Source organism: Nocardioides sp. LS1 (assembly GCF_003865225.1).
Classification (GTDB): Bacteria; Actinomycetota; Actinomycetes; order Propionibacteriales; family Nocardioidaceae; genus Nocardioides; species Nocardioides ginsengisegetis.
Genome location: NZ_BIFF01000001.1, coordinates 945,671 through 962,053, shown reverse-complemented (window position 1 = coordinate 962,053; position 16,383 = coordinate 945,671). Strand labels below are relative to the sequence as shown.

Sequence of the window (16,383 nt, the reverse complement as noted above, 5' to 3'; positions counted from 1 at the left end):
CGCGCATGACCGAGGCCGGGAACGTGGACGCGAAGAGCCTGACCCGCGAGGAGGCGGAGGAGCGCGGCGCGCTCCTCGACGTCGATCGCTACGACATCGCCGTGGACCTGCGCGGGCTGTTCGAGGGCGAGGTGCTCGAGTCGGTCTCCCGGATCGCGTTCCGCTGCACGACACCCGGCGCCTCGACGTTCGTCGACTGCGCCGCCGAGGTCCGCAGCGCCACCCTCAACGGCCGCGAGCTCGACCTCTCGACGGTGGCCGAGGGGCGCATCCCGCTGCCCGACCTGGCCGCCGACAACGTCCTGCTCGTGCACGCCGCGCAGTCCGACACCGGCTCCGGTGCCGGCATCCTGCGCACCGTCGACCCCTCCGACAAGCTCGTCTACGTCTGGACGTCGTTCGAGCCCGACGACGCGCGCCGCGCGTGGGCATGCTTCGACCAGCCGGACCTGAAGGCGCCGCACGCCTTCACCGTCTCTGCCCCCGAGTCGTGGACGGTCACCAGCAACGGCGCCCCCGACTCGGTCGAGGACCTCGGCGACGGGGGCAGGGTGTGGCGGTTCCCGGACACGCCCCGGCTGTCGACGTACGTCGTGGTCGTCAACGCCGGCCCGTTCCACGAGATCCGCGAGCAGCGCGGCGGCCACAGCCTCGGCCTCTACTGCCGCCAGTCCCTCAAGCAGTACCTCGAGCGGGACGCCGCGGACCTCCTCGACACCACCGAGCGCGGCCTGGCGTTCTTCGGCGAGCGCTTCGGCCAGCCGTTCCCCCAGGAGCGCTACGACCAGGTCTTCGTCCCCGGCATGGGCGGCGCCATGGAGAACTGGGGCTGCGTCACCTGGACCGACTCGGTCCTGTTCCGCAGCGCACCGACCCACGGGCAGAAGGCGCTGGTCGCCTCGGTCCTGCTGCACGAGATGGCGCACATGTGGTTCGGCGACCTCGTGACCATGCAGTGGTGGGACGACCTGTGGCTCAACGAGGCGTTCGCCTCCTGGGCGGCCACCTGGGCGAGCGTCAACGCCACCCAGTACACCGACGGCTGGGCGACGTTCCTCGCGGCCAGCAAGCTCACCGGCTACCAGGTCGACATGGGCCCCGCCTCCCACCCGATCCGCGGCGACGTGCCGAACGTCGCCCAGGCGATGGCCAACTTCGACGCGATCACCTACGTCAAGGGCGAGAGCGTCCTGAAGCAGCTGGTGGCCTACGTGGGCGAGGAGGCCTTCGTCGAGGGGCTGCGCGCCTACTTCCGCGACCACGCGTGGGGCAACACCCGCCTCCACGACCTGATGTCCGCCGTCGGCACCGCCGCCGGGCGTGACCTGTCCTCCTGGACGACCCAGTGGTTCGACCGGGCCGGGACCGACACCCTCGCGATGCGCGGGCGGGAGATCCTGGCCACCGGACCCGGCGGCCAGGACGCCCGTCCCCACCACCTCGAGATCGGCGTCTACCAGCGCAACGGCGAGGCTCTCGAGAGGGCCGGGACGGCGTACGTCGAGACCACCGGGCCCCGCACCGTCGTCGACGGGCTGCCCGAGGCGGACCTCTACCTGCTCAACGACTCCGACCTCACGTTCGCGGCGGTGCGTCCCGACGAGCGGTCGCTGCGCGTCCTCCTGGAGTCCGCGGGCCAGCTGCCCGACCCGCTCTCGCGCGCCGTCGCGGTCTCCACCGCCTGGGACATGCTGGTCAAGGGCGAGCTCTCCACCGACGAGCTGCTCACCTGCGTCCTGGACGTGCTGGCCAGCGAGCGCAGCGCCGGCGTGGTCGAGCCGTTCCTCGCGATGGCGCTCCGCGCTGCCGACCAGTGGAGCGCACCGGTCGCCGTCCCCACCGCCCTGGCCCGGCTGGCCGCGGTCGCCGCCGAGCTTGCCGAGGACCCCGAGCACCGGGCGCCGGCGCTGCGCACACTGGCCGCCTCGGCCACGTCCGAGGACCACTTCGCGCTGCTGGAGAAGGCCGCGACCGAGGACCACGACCTGGCCTGGCGGGTGCTCGCCCGGCGCGCGGCCCTCGGGACGTACGACGCCGCCGAGGTCGAGGCGCTGCTGGAGCGCGACCCCGACCCGGAGGCGGCCGTGCGGGCGCTGTGCGTCACCGCGGCCCGCCCCGACGAGTCGGCCAAGGCCGAGGCGTGGGAGGCCATCTTCGAGAAGCGCTCGGTCCCGGTCGGACCGCCGATGGTCGGCGTCGCCCAGTGCTTCTGGCGCCCCGTGCAGGGCGAGCTGATGCTCCCGTGGACCTATCGCTACCTCGACTGGGTCAGCGATGTGCAGACCCGCGGCGGGATGATGACCGTCGGCGGCACCCTGCGCGCGATGTTCCCGACCACGGGCGACCAGGAGTTCCTGGCCCGCGCCCGGCAGATCGCCACCGACGAAGGGGTCGACCCGACGGTCCGCGCGACGCTCCTGACCGGGACCGACACCCTGGCCCGCGTGCTCCGCGCCCGCGGCTGATCGAGCGCCGTTTGGTCCCCAACGGCAGATTTTCGCCCGAATCTCTGCCGTTGGGGACCAAACGGCGATCCCACCCGTCACCAGAGTGACGGGTGGGACACTGCTCAGTCCTCGTCGTCGACCTCGCGGCGCAGCCCGGTCTCGTCGATCGGGAAGCGCAGCTCCTTCTGGCGCTCGATCGCCGCCCCGATCAGGCCCTTGAAGAGCGGGTGGGGGCGGGTCGGGCGTGAGCGGAGCTCGGGGTGGGCCTGGGTCGCCACGTAGTAGGGGTGCACCTCGCGCGGCAGCTCGACGAACTCGACCAGGTCGAGGTCGGGGTTGACGCCGGAGAAGACCAGGCCGGCGGCCTCGAGCTGCTCGCGGTAGTCGTTGTTGACCTCGTAGCGGTGGCGGTGACGCTCCTGGATGGTGGCCTCGCCGTACGCCTCGCGCACGACCGAGCCCTCCTTGAGGTCGGCCGGGTAGAGACCCAGGCGCATGGTGCCGCCGAGGTCACCCGCGCCGTCGACGAACGACTTCTGCTCCTCCATGGTCGCGATGACGGGCTCGGGGCAGTCGGGGTCGAACTCCGTGGACGCTGCCTTCTCGAGGCCGGCCATGTTGCGGGAGTACTCGATGACCATGCACTGCAGGCCCAGGCACAGGCCCAGCGTCGGGATGCCGTGGGTGCGGGCGTAGGTCAGCGCGCCGAGCTTGCCCTCGATGCCGCGGATGCCGAAGCCGCCCGGCACGCAGATGGCGTCGACGTCGCTGAGGTGGCGGGCCGCGCCGGCCGGCGTCTCGCACTCGTCGGAAGGGATCCACCGGATCTGCACCTTGGCCTCGTGGGCGAAGCCACCGGCTCGCAGCGCCTCACCGACGGAGAGGTAGGCGTCGGGCAGGTCGATGTACTTGCCGACGAGCGCGACGGTCACCTCCTCCTTGGGGTGGTGGACGCGGCGCAGCAGGTCGTCCCACACGGTCCAGTCGACGTCGCGGAACGGCAGGTCGAGCCGGCGTACGACGTAGGCGTCGAGGCCCTCGCGGTGCAGCACCTTGGGGATGTCGTAGATCGACGGGGCGTCCGCGGCGGTGACCACGGCGTCCTCGTCGACGTCGCACATCAGCGAGATCTTCTTCTTGATCGAGGTGGGCAGCTCCCGATCGGCGCGGCACACAACGGCGTCGGGCTGGATGCCGATCGAGCGCAGCGCGGCGACGGAGTGCTGGGTCGGCTTGGTCTTCAGCTCGCCCGAGGGGCCGATGTAGGGCACCAGGGAGACATGGATGAAGAAGCAGTTGTCGCGACCGATGTCGTGGCGGACCTGGCGGGCGGCCTCGAGGAACGGCAGGGACTCGATGTCGCCGACGGTGCCGCCGATCTCGGTGATGACGACGTCGACGTCCGGCCCGCCCATCGCGCGGATCCGGTCCTTGATCTCGTTGGTGATGTGCGGGATCACCTGGACGGTGTCGCCGAGGTAGTCGCCGCGGCGCTCCTTGGCGATCACCTCGGAGTAGACCTGACCGGTCGTGACGTTGGCGATCTGGCCGAGGTCGGTGTCCAGGAACCGCTCGTAGTGTCCGATGTCCAGGTCGGTCTCGGCGCCGTCGTTGGTGACGAACACCTCTCCGTGCTGGAAGGGGTTCATCGTCCCGGGGTCGACGTTCAGGTAGGGGTCGAGCTTCTGCATGGTCACGCGGAGTCCGCGTGCCTTCAGCAGGCTACCCAGGCTGGACGCCGTGAGCCCCTTGCCGAGCGAGGAGGCGACGCCTCCGGTGACGAATACGTGCTTGGTGGGGCTGGCGATCTTCACGGGTCTCCATCCTACCCGAGAGGTACGGCTCCGTCCGATCCCGACGCACCGAAGGAGCCACCTTGCACCTCCAGCGAGCGCGCCAGGGCGAGCACGGCTGTCACCTGGCCGAGCGCGGAGTCGGCCCCGTCGACGGTGGCGACGTCGTCGGCCGCCGGCTCCTGGCGCAGGCCCTTGAGCTCGCCGTCGACGCCGCTGCGGGCGTCGTCGGCCACGACGACGCCGGTGGCCTTGCTGGCCAGTCCGGACAGGATGCCGCTCAGGATCGCCTCGTCGACGGACCGGCCGAGGACCACGAGCACCAGCGGGGTCCGGGCAGACTCGCCGGGCGAGTTCATCAGCTGCGCGCCCGCCAGGCTCTGTCGGATCGAGCTGACGTCGTCGGCCGGCAGCGGGCTGCCGGCGATGGCCAGGCCGAGGAGCTGGCCGATGCGGTCGTACGTCGGTGCGTCGGACGTCACGGCGCCGTCGTCGAGCTGCGTCATCACCTGGCTGCCCAGCGTGTCCACCAGGGACTTCTGGGAGGCGTCCACGAGCGTCGGCTGGGCGTCGTACGTGCCCGCAACCCGGCCGCCGGCCGCCTCGATCTGGGCGGCGAGCCCACTGACGGTCTTCACGTCGGCACCGGGCATCGTCAAGATCGACACCGGTCGGTCCTTGAGCCGGTCGCCGTAGAGCGACGTCGCGGCGGCGGTGGCGAACGTGTCGCCGAACGACGCCGTCCGTTTGGCGTCCCTGGCCTTGGCGCTCGCCTTGGCGGCGGCGGGTGCTGCGTCACGGCCGAGCTCGCTGAGCGGGCCGCCGCCGAGCACCACGCCGACGGCGAGGGCGAGGAAGACGGCCACGAGCGAGACGACGTGGTGGCGGTAGGAGATCACGGGAGCAGTCCTTGCACGATCGGGGTGAGGGTGTCGGTCAGCTGGCCGGCCCATTCGTGGCCGACGGGGGTCACGCCCACCGCAGCCGCCAGGGCGACGAACCCGGCGAGCATCACCAGCAGCAGGTGTCGCGGGCGCACCCGCCCGGAGTAGAGGCGCGGCACCGCGGCGGCGTCCACGAGGCGGGGACCGACCTTGAGCCGGGTCAGGTAGGTGCTGGCGAGCCCGGAGCGCTGGCGGTCCAGGAACTCGTCGAGGGTGGCGTGCATGCCCACGCCGATGATCACCGAGGCGTCGCCGGCGTCGGCCAGGATCAGCGCCGCGTCCTCGGTGGTGGCCCCCGACTCGAGCCGGAGCGGCCGGATGCCGAGCCGCTCGAGGCCGTCGGTCGAGCCGCGTTCGGCGCCCCGGTCGAGCCGGACCACGACGTCCTTCGCGCCCTTGAGCACCCTGGCGGACGGCTGGTCGGCGGCGTCGGCGGAGGCGTCGACGACGACGATGTCGGGTCGGTAACCCGCCTCCCGCAGCACGTCGGCACCGCCCTCGACCCCGATCAGCACGGGGCCCTGCTCGCGCAGGAAGGGCCGGATCGCGGCGAGCTCGGCAGCGTGGTCGTGTCCCTTGACGACGACGACCACCGGGCGGTCGGTCATCCGGGTCGAGGGCCGGGGCAGGCCGCGGCCGTGCAGGAGGAGGTCCTGCTCGCGGCGCAGGAACTCCGCGCTGTTGTGGGTGAAGGTCTCCAGCTGGGTGGCGAGGCCGGTACGGGCCGCGGCCATCTGCGTCTGGACGCTCTCGGCGTCGATCTCCCGACCGGCAGCCACGGGCTCCTCATCGTCCCCGACGAAGACCTTGCCGTCGTGGAGTCGCACGGTGCTGCCGTCGCGGATCGCGGCCAGGCCGCGGGTGCCGATCCCCTCGACGAGCGGGATCCCCGCTCCGGCGAGCACCTCGGGCCCGAGGTTGGGGTAGCGCCCGGAGATCATCGGGGAGGCGTTCACGACCGCGACGACGCCGGCGTCGAGCAGCGCCTGGGCGGTCGAGCGGTCCATGTCGACGTGGTCGAGGACGGCGAGGTCGCCGGGACGCAGCCGCGCCAGCAGCGCACGGGTGCGACGCTCCACGCGGGCGGTGCCGACGATTCCGGGCAGGGCTTCGGGGACGCGCGTGCGTGCGGGGAGCTTCATGACCGGCTCATTCTCTCAACCGGTCTGGACCTGCCCCGGCAACCGCGGGGCCCGGGCGCGTCGGTCGGACTCAGCCCAGGGCGCGGGCCGGCTGGGCCACGTCCAGCAGCTCGCGGGCGTGCGCCAGCGCGGTGTCGGAGTCGGCCAGCCCGGCCAGCATCCGGCTGAGCTCGCGCTCGCGGGCCGCGGGATCGAGGACGGTCAGGCCCGAGCTCGTGACGGTGCCGTCGTGCGACTTCTCCACGACCACGTGCCGGTCGGCGTAGGCCGCGACCTGCGGCAGGTGGGTGACCACCAGGACCTGGGCGTTCTTGGCCAGCTGGGCCAGGCGGCGCCCGACCTCGACGGCCGCCGCGCCACCGACGCCCGCGTCGACCTCGTCGAAGACGAACGTCGGCACAGGGCTGGTGCCGGCGAGCGCGACCTCGAGCGCCAGCATCACCCGGGACAGCTCACCGCCGGACGCACCCTTGTTGAGCGGGCGTGGGTCCGAGCCGGTGTTGGCGGCCAGGAGGAACTCCACCTCGTCGATGCCGGAGGGGGCGAACCTCACCCACCGCTGGCCGACCTTCAACGGTCCGCGTGCCGTGGCGGAGCCCGCCTCGGCGGCCGGCACCTCGTGCTGGACCACCGAGATGGTGAGCTGCGCATGCGGCATCGCCAGCAGCGTCAGCTCGGCGCTGACCTGCTGGGCGAGCTTCCGTGCCGACGTCGACCGCGCGGTCGACAGGGCGTCGGCGGCGTCGGCGAGCTCGGTGCGCAGCTGCTGCTGCGCGGCGCGCAGCTGCTCGATCCGCTCGTCGGTGTTGTCCAGGTCGAGCAGCCGGCGGGCCGACTGCTCCGACCACGCCAGCACCTCGTCGATGGTGTCGCCGTACTTCCTGGTGAGCGCCGTCAGCGCGGCCCGCCGCTCGGACACGGTCGAGAGCCGGGCCGGGTCGGTGTCGACGCGGGACGCGTAGGACGCAACGTCGGCGGCAACGTCGGAGAGCAGGTAGGTGATCTCGGCCAGCCGGTCGGCGAGCTCGCCGGCCTCGCTGTCGTGCTCACGGACCCCGTCGAGGAGGGTGCGCGCGGCCGAGGTCGTCGCCAGCGCGTCGGGGTTGTCCTGATCGCTCGAGAGCGCCTCCCGAGCCTGTTCGGCGGCGGTGCGGAGCGTGTCGGCGAAGCCCAGTCGGGTCTCCTCGGCCGCCAGGCTGGAGTCCTCCCCCGGCTCCGGGGACACCGCCTCGATCTCCCCGAGGCCGAACCGCAGGAGATCGGCCTCGCGGGCGCGTTCCCGTGCGGTGGCCACCACCTCCTCGAGCTCGCGCTCGGTCGCCTCGAGGCGACGGAACAGGTCGCCGTAGGTGGCGACCAGCTTGGCCGTCTTGGCGCCGCCGAAGCGGTCCAGGGCGTCCCGCTGGGCACGCTGCTGGAGCAGTCGGTGCTGGTCGGACTGGCCGTGAACCGCGACGAGCGGCTCGGCCAGCTCGGCGAGCGAGGAGACCGGCACCGCAGCGCCGCCGACGAACGCGCGGGAGCGACCCTCGCTGGACACGTTGCGGGCCAGCACGACGCGGTCGTCCTCGACCTCGCCGCCGGCCTCCTCGACCGCAGCGGCGAACGCCGCCAGGTCACCGACCCGCACGACGCCCTCGACCCGGGCGGTCCTGGCGCCGGAGCGCACGGCGCCGCTGTCGGCGCGCCCGCCGAGCAGCAGCCCGAGGGCGGTCACGATCATGGTCTTGCCGGCGCCGGTCTCACCCGTGATCACGGTCAGCCCGGGGCCGAGCTCCAGGGTCGAGGAGTCGATGACGCCGAGCGACCCGATCCGGATCTCCTCAAGCATCCTCGCCCTCCCCGTTGCGGCGGCGGCGCTCGCTCGCGCCCCGCCAGCCCTGGACGGGGAGGCCGAACTTCGCGACCAGGCGGTCGGTGAACGGCGCTTCGTGGAGGCGGACCAGGCGCACGGGGCTGGCGCCGCGACGCACCTCGATCCGCGCGCCGGGCGGCAGGTCGACCGTGCGGCGGCCGTCGCACCACAACACGCCGGCGCCCGGGGTCTGCGCGATCAGCTCCACGGCCAGCACGGACGTCGGCGCCACGACCATGGGCCGCGCGAACAGGGCGTGCGCGCTGATCGGGACGATCAGCAGCGCCTCGACACCGGGCCAGACGATCGGCCCACCCGCGCTGAAGTTGTAGGCGGTCGAGCCGGTCGGCGTCGCACACACGACGCCGTCGCAGCCCCACCGGGACAGGGGGCGGCCGTCGATCTCCACGACGACCTCGAGCATCCGCTCGCGGGCCGCCTTCTCCACGCTCGCCTCGTTGAGAGCGAACGTGCTCGTCACCAGCTCGCCGTCGCGGTAGACGTTGACGTCGAGGGTGAGCCGGTCCTCCGAGGTGTAGCGCTTGTGCACAATCGCGTCGATCGTCGACTCGACGTGGTCGTACTCCGCCTCGGCCAGGAAGCCGACGTGCCCGAGGTTGACCCCGAGCACGGGTGTGCCGCTGCCGTGCGTGATCTCCGCAGCGCGCAGGATCGTGCCGTCGCCGCCGATCACCAGGGCCAGCTCGCAGTCGTCCCCGGCGTGCCGCTCACCGTCGGTGAGCTCGATCGCGGGGTCGAGGTCGTCGGGGTCGATGTCGAGGTCGCGCGCCTCCGCGGCCAGCAGCCGGACGACGATGCCGTGTCCGGTCAGGGCCTTACAGAAGGCTCGTGCCACCTCGCGCGCATCTTCGCGGCCGGTGTGCGCGAGCAGCAGGACGCGACGGGTCCCGGCGTCACCGGACGCTGGTTCGGGGGTGCTCGTCTCGCTCACGGGTCCACCTTCTCATCCAGCGCCCCCAACGGATCGGCAGCCACCACGACACGGTGGATGTCCTCCGGCTCGATCTCCGGCGGGCCCTTGCGCAGCCAGAGGAAGAACTCCACGTTGCCCGAAGGCCCGGGCAGCGGGCTCGTCGTCACCTGACGGGCGCCCCACCCGCGCGTGGCTGCGGCCGCGGCCACCGACAGCACCGCCTCGGCCCGCAGCTCGGGATCCCGGACCACTCCGCCCTTGCCGACCCGGTCCTTGCCGACCTCGAACTGCGGCTTGACCATGAGGGCGAGGTCGGCGTCGTCGGCGGCCACGCCGAGCAGGGCGTCCAGCACCAGCTCGAGGGAGATGAAGGACAGGTCCCCCACCACCACCTCCACGGGTCCGCCGATCAGGTCGGGGGTCAGCTCGCGCACGTTCATCCGGTCGTGCACCACGACCCGGTCGTCGGACTGCAGCTTCCAGGCCAGCTGGCCGTAGCCCACGTCGACCGCCACCACCTGGCCGGCACCGCGGCGCAGCAGCACGTCGGTGAAGCCTCCGGTCGAGGCGCCGGCGTCGAGGCAGCGTCGACCCGCGACCCTGAACCCTTCCGGCTCGAAGGCGTCCAGCGCGCCGGCCAGCTTGTGGCCACCGCGAGAGACGTAGTCGGGCCGGTCGGGGTCCTCGGCCACCACGATGGCGACGTCGGTGGTCACCCCGGTGGCCGGCTTGGTGGCCAGCGCTCCCGAGACCTTGACCCGCTTGGCGGCGATCAGCTCGCTGGCGTGCTCACGCGACCGGGCCAGGCCGCGACGGACCAGCTCGGCGTCCAGCCGCAGTCGACGAGGGGGCATCGCGGGTCAGGCGGGATCGGTCGGCTGGTGGTCCAGCGCGCGCCGCAGCTGCTCGTGGGCGCTCTCGAACACCCCGACGTGCTCCTCGATCGGGCGCTCCTCGAGCCCCTCGACCGCGGCGATCACCTCGTCGACGTTCGGCTGGCCGGTGCGGACCCGCTCGGCCGCGGTCTCGCTGGTGTCCGGGTCCTCACTCATGGCCCGAGGCTACCGCGCGCGGGCTCCCGCTCAGGGCAGGGGCGGCTCGACACCGTCGACACTGACCGGCTCCCCGGCCGCGTCGAGGTGCTGCCACGCCGCGCTCGCCACGACCCGCCACCAGTCGTCGGCCGAGCCGTCGCCCTCGACGGTCAGCCTCCCCGACCGGACGTCGGCCGTCCAGCCGCCCAGGGAGGCCTTCCCCTCCCCCGTCTCGGGGGCCGGGTGCACCTCGTGCAGGCCGGCCAGGTCGGCCGCGACGTACGTCGGTCGCTCCTCGGGCCGCGCCGCCACGAGCTCGGCCAGCCCCGTGACGCCTGTGAGGACCAGCAGCGAGTCGATGCCCACCTTGGTGGCGCCCTCGATGTCCGTGTCGAGCCGATCGCCGACCATCAGCGGACGGTCGCCGCCGACCCGCCGGATCGTCTCGTCCAGGAGCGGGCGCTCGGGTTTGCCGGCCACCACCGGGTCCACACCCGAGAAGGCCCGGATCGTCTCCACCAGCACCCCGTGTCCGGGCGCGACGCCGTAGGCGGTGGGGATCGTCATGTCCGTGTTGCTGGCCACCCACCACAGGCCCTCGCGCACCCGCACCGCGGCCCGCATGATGTCGCGCCACAGCACGTCCGGCCCGTAACCCGTGACCACCGCCTTCGCGTCCTCGTCCCCGACCGGCACCGGCACGAGGCCCTCCTCGGCGAGCGCGGTCTCGAGTCCCGAGGCACCGAGCAGGACGACCCGGGCGCCACTGCCCAGACGATCGGCGAGCACCCGGGCGGCGGCCTGGGCCGAGGTGACGACGTCCTTCTCCTCGGCCTCGATGCCGAGCTCGCGGAGGTGCTCGGCCACGCGGCCCGGGGGCCGCGAGGCGTTGTTGGTGATGAAGGCGAGGCGCATCCCGGCCTCGCGGGCGTCCGCCAGGTGCTCGGGTGCGCCCGGCACGGCGTCGCCGCCGACGTAGACCACTCCGTCCAGGTCGAGCATGGCCAGGTCGTAGGCCGTGGCCAGTGGTTCCTCGGACCTGCCGAGCATGCGCGCCTCCTCGGGGTTTCGCGGTGCTCGCACCCTACGATGCTCCGATGGACGACAGCCGCGTGGTCACCCCGCCGTACCTCGCGGGCCCGCTCCGACTGTTCCCGTTCACCGGGCTGATGCTGTCCCCCAGCCGGATCGGCGACCCTTCGTCGGCGCGCGCCTTCGCCCGGCCCTACCGCGACGTCTCCGCCCGGCTCGTCAGCTGGGAGGACAAGGGCTTCGTCCGGCATGACGACTCCCCCGCGGTCTACCTCCACGAGTACACCTCCGGTGGGATCACGATCCGCGGGCTGGTCGGCGCGCTGGACATCTCCCATCGGGCCCGCCGCGCCGCCGAGCGCGTCGTCTTCCCCCACGAGGGGGTGCACCCCGGTCAGGCCGACGAGCTCGCCGACCGGATGGACGAGATGAAGATGCACCCGGCCCCGATCCTGCTCGTCCACCGCGGACCCCAGCAGCTGCGGACGCTCCTCGCTGGCGTGATGGCCGCTCCGACCTACCAGGACTACACCGACCGCGCCGGGCAGCGGCACCGGATCTGGGCCATCCGCGACGCCGACACCCTCGCCGGGCTCGACGCCTCCCTGGCCGGATCCCGCGCGATGATCGCCGACGGCCACCACCGGTATGCGGCCTACCTCCGCCTCCAGCACGATCACCCCGGTGGACCCGCCGACCACGGCCTCGCGATGCTCGTCGACCAGGACGACACCCCGCTCTTCCTGGGCGCCATCCACCGGGTCCTGGCCGGCACCACCCTGCAGGAGCTCGAGACGGCGGCGGCGTCCATCGACGCACGCTGGCGACCCTGCACCGCCGCCGAGGGCATCGCAGCATTGGGTCCGACGACGCTGGTCGCCACCGACGGCGAACACTGGGCCATCCTGGACATCGACGTTCCTCGGCGCCGCGCGAGCATCGAGGTCGTCCACGAACGTCTCGTGCCGGCCCTCGCCACCCCACCGCACCGCGTGACCTACCACCACTCGCTCGACGACGCGCTCGCGCACGTCTCCCCAGGCACGGGGGTGGCCCTCCTGCTGCCAGCCCTCGACTTCGACCTCGTGCTGCGCGTGGTGGCCGCGGGTCGCCTCCTCCCGGAGAAGGCAACCTCCTTCCAGCCGAAGCCCAGCGTCGGGGTCCTCATCCGCTCTCTGAGCGACGGATGACGCGACCACCGGTCACCTCCACCTCGACCCTGGACGCGGCACCGCCGCCGGTCTGGAAGAACCTGCGACGCAGGGCACCGGTCACCTCGACCACGTCGCCCTCGCGCCAGCCAGTCACGGAGCGTCGGACCCGACCACTCCAGACCGCGCACTCGAGCGCATCGACCGTCTGACGCGACCGACCCCGGTCACCCGTGCGACCGACCACCACGCGGAACAACCACACGCTGTCGCCGCTGGGCAGGACCCGCTCCTCAGGTGCGGTCGAGATGCGCCCTACGAGACGCACTTCGTTGACGGACTCGACCGTCCCCGGGCCGTCGCCGGCCCTCTCCTTGATCTGTGCAGACATGCACATCACCTCCTGGACACAGCCAACGTGGCCGGACCGACGGTGCGCCGACCAGCCAGGACGAGGTGTGGAGACGACATGCACGAGGGCCGCCTGTGCGCGACAGGCGGCCCGAAAAGGTCTCAAATTGGCAGCAGGGCCACCCCCGAAGGGGTGGCCCTGCGCAAAAGAATGTCCGGCGGCGTCCTACTCTCCCACAGCCTCTCGGTTGCAGTACCATCGGCGCTGAAAGGCTTAACTTCCGGGTTCGGGATGGGACCGGGTGTTTCCCTTTCGCTATGGCCGCCGTAACTCTAGCGGTAATCATCATGGATATTGCCTCATGATGACACCAAGCTTATTTAGTTAGATCGATGTGCACTTGGCACATCTGGATCTGATTCGTGGACGCGAACATCGCAGCAGCTAACAATTGTTAGTCGTTGTGGTTTCAGTAAAGTGAGTGTAAGACAAGCCCTCGGCCTATTAGTACCGGTCGGCTGGGCATTGCTGCTGTACACCTCCGGCCTATCAACCCAGTGTTCTGCTGGGGGCCTTACCCACTTACGTGGTGGGAAACCTCATCTTGAAACGTGCTTCCCGCTTAGATGCATTCAGCGGTTATCACTTCCGAACGTAGCCAACCAGCCGTGCTCCTGGCGGAACAACTGGCACACCAGAGGTTCGTCCATCCCGGTCCTCTCGTACTAGGGACAGCCTTTCTCAAGTTTCCTGCGCGCGCGGCGGATAGGGACCGAACTGTCTCACGACGTTCTAAACCCAGCTCGCGTGCCGCTTTAATGGGCGAACAGCCCAACCCTTGGGACCTACTCCAGCCCCAGGATGCGACGAGCCGACATCGAGGTGCCAAACCATCCCGTCGATATGGACTCTTGGGGAAGATCAGCCTGTTATCCCCGGGGTACCTTTTATCCGTTGAGCGACGCCGCTTCCACCTGCTGGCGCCGGATCACTAGTTCCGACTTTCGTCCCTGCTCGACATGTCTGTCTCACAGTCAAGCTCCCTTGTGCACTTACACTCAACACCTGATTGCCAACCAGGCTGAGGGAACCTTTGAGCGCCTCCGTTACATTTTAGGAGGCAACCGCCCCAGTTAAACTACCCATCAGGCACTGTCCCTGATCCAGATAATGGACCTAGGTTAGACATCTAGTACGACCAGAGTGGTATTTCAACGTTGACTCCACAAACACTGGCGTGAATGCTTCACAGTCTCCCACCTATCCTACACAAGCCGAACCAAACACCAATACCAAACTATAGTAAAGGTCCCGGGGTCTTTCCGTCCTGCCGCGCGTAACGAGCATCTTTACTCGTAGTGCAATTTCGCCGAGTCCACGGTTGAGACAGCGCCCAAGTCGTTACTCCATTCGTGCAGGTCGGAACTTACCCGACAAGGAATTTCGCTACCTTAGGATGGTTATAGTTACCACCGCCGTTTACTGGGGCTTAAGTTCTGAGCTTCGCTCAAAGAGCTGACCCGTCCCCTTAACCTTCCAGCACCGGGCAGGAGTCAGTCCGTATACATCGTCTTACAACTTCGCACGGACCTGTGTTTTTAGTAAACAGTCGCTTGGGCCTGGTCTCTGCGGCCCTTCACGCTTCCCCAGCAAGTGGGTACACGATCCGGGCCCCCCTTCTCCCGAAGTTACGGGGGCATTTTGCCGAGTTCCTTAACCATGGTTATCTCGATCGCCTTGGTATTCTCTACCTGATCACCTGAGTCGGTTTGGGGTACGGGCGGCGCATAGCTCGCTAGAGGTTTTTCTCGACAGCATAGGATCATCCACTTCACCCATACGGGCTCCCCATCACATCTCAAGCTCGACATCAAAGTCAGAGATCCGGATTTGCCTAGATCTCGCCCTACATGCTTAGCCGTACACAACCATCGGTACGGTTGGACTACCTTCCTGCGTCACCCCATCGCTTGACTACTACCAGTTCGGGTCCCACGCTCTGCCACATCCGCTCACCCCGAAGGGATCGCTAAACGTGGTTTCGGATGGTTAGCATCACCAGGTTCGTCATGGGCGCTACTTTGCCGGTACGGGAATATCAACCCGTTGTCCATCGACTACGCCTGTCGGCCTCGCCTTAGGTCCCGACTTACCCAGGGCAGATTAGCTTGACCCTGGAACCCTTGATCATTCGGCGGAGGAGTTTCTCACTCCTCATTCGCTACTCATGCCTGCATTCTCACTCGTGTGGCGTCCACGGCTGGATCACTCCGCCGCTTCACCCCCCACACGACGCTCCCCTACCCATCCACRCACCTGAACCAACCCTCAAGGGGCGGCTTGGCTAACGCATGAATGCCATAGCTTCGGCGGATGACTTGAGCCCCGCTACATTGTCGGCGCGGAATCACTTGACCAGTGAGCTATTACGCACTCTTTCAAGGGTGGCTGCTTCCAAGCCAACCTCCTGGTTGTCACTGCGACTCCACATCCTTTTCCACTTAGTCACCGCTTAGGGGCCTTAGCTGATGGTCTGGGCTGTTTCCCTTTCGACTACGGAGCTTATCCCCCGCAGTCTCACTGCCACGCTCTCACTTACCGGCATTCGGAGTTTGGCTAACGTCAGTAACCTTGTAGGGCCCATTAGCTATCCAGTGCTCTACCTCCGGCAAGAAACACGTGACGCTGCACCTAAATGCATTTCGGGGAGAACCAGCTATCACGAAGTTTGATTGGCCTTTCACCCCTATCCACAGGTCATCCCCTCAGTTTTCAACCTAAGTGGGTTCGGTCCTCCACGCGGTCTTACCCGCGCTTCAACCTGCCCATGGATAGATCACTTCGCTTCGGGTCTTGATCGTGCTACTCAAACGCCCTATTCGGACTCGCTTTCGCTACGGCTTCCCCACACGGGTTAACCTCGCAACACAACGCAAACTCGCAGGCTCATTCTTCAAAAGGCACGCCGTCACCCCCACTTACGTGTAAGGCTCCGACGGATTGTAGGCACACGGTTTCAGGTACTATTTCACTCCCCGCCAGGGGTACTTTTCACCTTTCCCTCACGGTACTTGTCCGCTATCGGTCATCAAGGAGTATTTAGGCTTAACGGGTGGTCCCGCCAGATTCACACGGAATTTCAGGGGTTCCGTGTTACTTGGGATACCGCTCGACAGTCACAGACTTACACTTACGGGGCTATCACCCTCTACGGCGCCACTTTCCAATGGACTTCAACTTCACCTGTGATTTCTTACTGTCCGACCACTCGGCAGAATGATCAAAGCGGTCCCACGACCCCCCACACGCAACGCCTGCCGGCTATCACACGCATGAGGTTTAGCCTCTTCCGATTTCGCTCGCCACTACTCTCGGAATCACTTTTGTTTTCTCTTCCTGTGGGTACTGAGATGTTTCACTTCCCCACGTTCCCTCCACACGCCCTATATATTCAGGCGCGGGTAACTGGACATGACTCCAGCTGGGTTTCCCCATTCGGAAATCCCCGGATCACAGCTCGGTTGCCAACTCCCCAGGGCTTATCGCAGGCTCCTACGTCCTTCATCGGCTCTTGATGCCAAGGCATCCACCATGTGCCCTTCATAGCTTGTCTCACAAACACTCAACAAAAACTACAAAGACTAGAATTAATTGCTTCTACACGACCACACCCAACACACCCCACCACCAGCACAGCCA

11 protein-coding genes and 2 rRNA genes are annotated in these 16,383 nt (G+C 68.8%); 2 read left to right on the top strand and 11 right to left on the bottom strand.

What is annotated here, in order from left to right; all coding sequences use genetic code 11:
- Positions 1–5: 5 nt before the first annotated feature.
- Complete coding sequence (gene pepN / locus EJF31_RS04560; protein WP_221767454.1) at positions 6–2,465, top strand: aminopeptidase N; 2,460 nt, start codon at positions 6–8, stop codon at positions 2,463–2,465.
- A 104-nt stretch (positions 2,466–2,569) separates the two neighbouring features.
- Here pepN and EJF31_RS04555 read toward each other — a convergent pair whose 3' ends face one another.
- The 8 genes from EJF31_RS04555 to EJF31_RS04520 form a co-directional block, all read right to left on the bottom strand.
- Positions 2,570–4,261 carry a CTP synthase gene (locus EJF31_RS04555; protein ID WP_125035867.1) on the bottom strand — a complete coding sequence of 564 codons (1,692 nt, stop codon included), beginning with the start codon at positions 4,259–4,261 and terminating at the stop codon, positions 2,570–2,572.
- Positions 4,262–4,272: 11 nt separating this feature from the next.
- Positions 4,273–5,139: a copper transporter gene (locus EJF31_RS04550; RefSeq protein WP_185736134.1), complete on the bottom strand. Its 867-nt coding sequence runs from the start codon at positions 5,137–5,139 to the stop codon at positions 4,273–4,275.
- Positions 5,136–6,326 carry a putative cytokinetic ring protein SteA gene (steA, locus tag EJF31_RS04545; protein ID WP_125035865.1) on the bottom strand — a complete coding sequence of 397 codons (1,191 nt, stop codon included), beginning with the start codon at positions 6,324–6,326 and terminating at the stop codon, positions 5,136–5,138. Before steA ends, EJF31_RS04550 begins: the two co-directional genes overlap by 4 nt.
- 70 nt (positions 6,327–6,396) lie before the next feature.
- On the bottom strand, positions 6,397–8,157 hold the full coding sequence (gene recN, locus EJF31_RS04540) for a DNA repair protein RecN (RefSeq protein ID WP_125035864.1): 1,761 nt from the start codon (positions 8,155–8,157) through the stop codon (positions 6,397–6,399).
- A complete protein-coding gene (locus tag EJF31_RS04535) occupies positions 8,150–9,133 on the bottom strand; it encodes an NAD kinase (protein WP_125035863.1) in 984 nt (327 codons plus the stop codon). Before EJF31_RS04535 ends, recN begins: the two co-directional genes overlap by 8 nt.
- Positions 9,130–9,969, bottom strand: a complete 840-nt coding sequence (locus tag EJF31_RS04530) for a TlyA family RNA methyltransferase (protein ID WP_125035862.1) — start codon at positions 9,967–9,969, stop codon at positions 9,130–9,132. Before EJF31_RS04530 ends, EJF31_RS04535 begins: the two co-directional genes overlap by 4 nt.
- 6 nt (positions 9,970–9,975) lie before the next feature.
- A complete protein-coding gene (locus EJF31_RS04525; protein ID WP_125035861.1) occupies positions 9,976–10,167 on the bottom strand; it encodes a hypothetical protein in 192 nt (63 codons plus the stop codon).
- A gap of 30 nt (positions 10,168–10,197) precedes the next feature.
- Positions 10,198–11,199 (bottom strand): HAD-IIA family hydrolase, encoded by a 1,002-nt coding sequence (locus EJF31_RS04520; RefSeq protein WP_125035860.1) that lies wholly within the window; start codon positions 11,197–11,199, stop codon positions 10,198–10,200.
- Positions 11,200–11,246: 47 nt separating this feature from the next.
- Here EJF31_RS04520 and EJF31_RS04515 point away from each other — a divergent pair, with 47 nt between their 5' ends.
- The gene (locus EJF31_RS04515) at positions 11,247–12,371 is read left to right on the top strand and encodes a DUF1015 family protein (RefSeq protein WP_125035859.1); all 1,125 of its coding nucleotides are present in this window, start codon (positions 11,247–11,249) and stop codon (positions 12,369–12,371) included.
- Here EJF31_RS04515 and EJF31_RS04510 read toward each other — a convergent pair.
- The 3 genes from EJF31_RS04510 to EJF31_RS04500 all read right to left on the bottom strand — a co-directional run bounded on the left by EJF31_RS04510 (position 12,346) and on the right by EJF31_RS04500 (position 16,297).
- On the bottom strand, positions 12,346–12,723 hold the full coding sequence (locus EJF31_RS04510) for a single-stranded DNA-binding protein (RefSeq protein ID WP_125035858.1): 378 nt from the start codon (positions 12,721–12,723) through the stop codon (positions 12,346–12,348). The genes EJF31_RS04515 and EJF31_RS04510 overlap by 26 nt on opposite strands.
- Before the next feature lie 173 nt (positions 12,724–12,896).
- Positions 12,897–13,013, bottom strand: a 5S ribosomal RNA gene (rrf, locus tag EJF31_RS04505).
- Between the two features lie 155 nt (positions 13,014–13,168).
- Positions 13,169–16,297: ribosomal RNA gene (locus tag EJF31_RS04500) — 23S ribosomal RNA — on the bottom strand.
- Positions 16,298–16,383 lie beyond the last annotated feature (86 nt).

Coding starts and splice junctions, on each gene's coding strand:
- pepN (WP_221767454.1), top strand. CDS start 6: ATGACCGAGGCCGGGAACGTGGACGCGAAGAGCCTGACCCGCGAGGAG.
- EJF31_RS04530 (WP_125035862.1), bottom strand. CDS start 9,969: ATGCCCCCTCGTCGACTGCGGCTGGACGCCGAGCTGGTCCGTCGCGGC.
- EJF31_RS04515 (WP_125035859.1), top strand. CDS start 11,247: ATGGACGACAGCCGCGTGGTCACCCCGCCGTACCTCGCGGGCCCGCTC.
- EJF31_RS04510 (WP_125035858.1), bottom strand. CDS start 12,723: ATGTCTGCACAGATCAAGGAGAGGGCCGGCGACGGCCCGGGGACGGTC.
- EJF31_RS04520 (WP_125035860.1), bottom strand. CDS start 11,199: ATGCTCGGCAGGTCCGAGGAACCACTGGCCACGGCCTACGACCTGGCC.
- EJF31_RS04525 (WP_125035861.1), bottom strand. CDS start 10,167: ATGAGTGAGGACCCGGACACCAGCGAGACCGCGGCCGAGCGGGTCCGC.
- recN (WP_125035864.1), bottom strand. CDS start 8,157: ATGCTTGAGGAGATCCGGATCGGGTCGCTCGGCGTCATCGACTCCTCG.
- steA (WP_125035865.1), bottom strand. CDS start 6,326: ATGAAGCTCCCCGCACGCACGCGCGTCCCCGAAGCCCTGCCCGGAATC.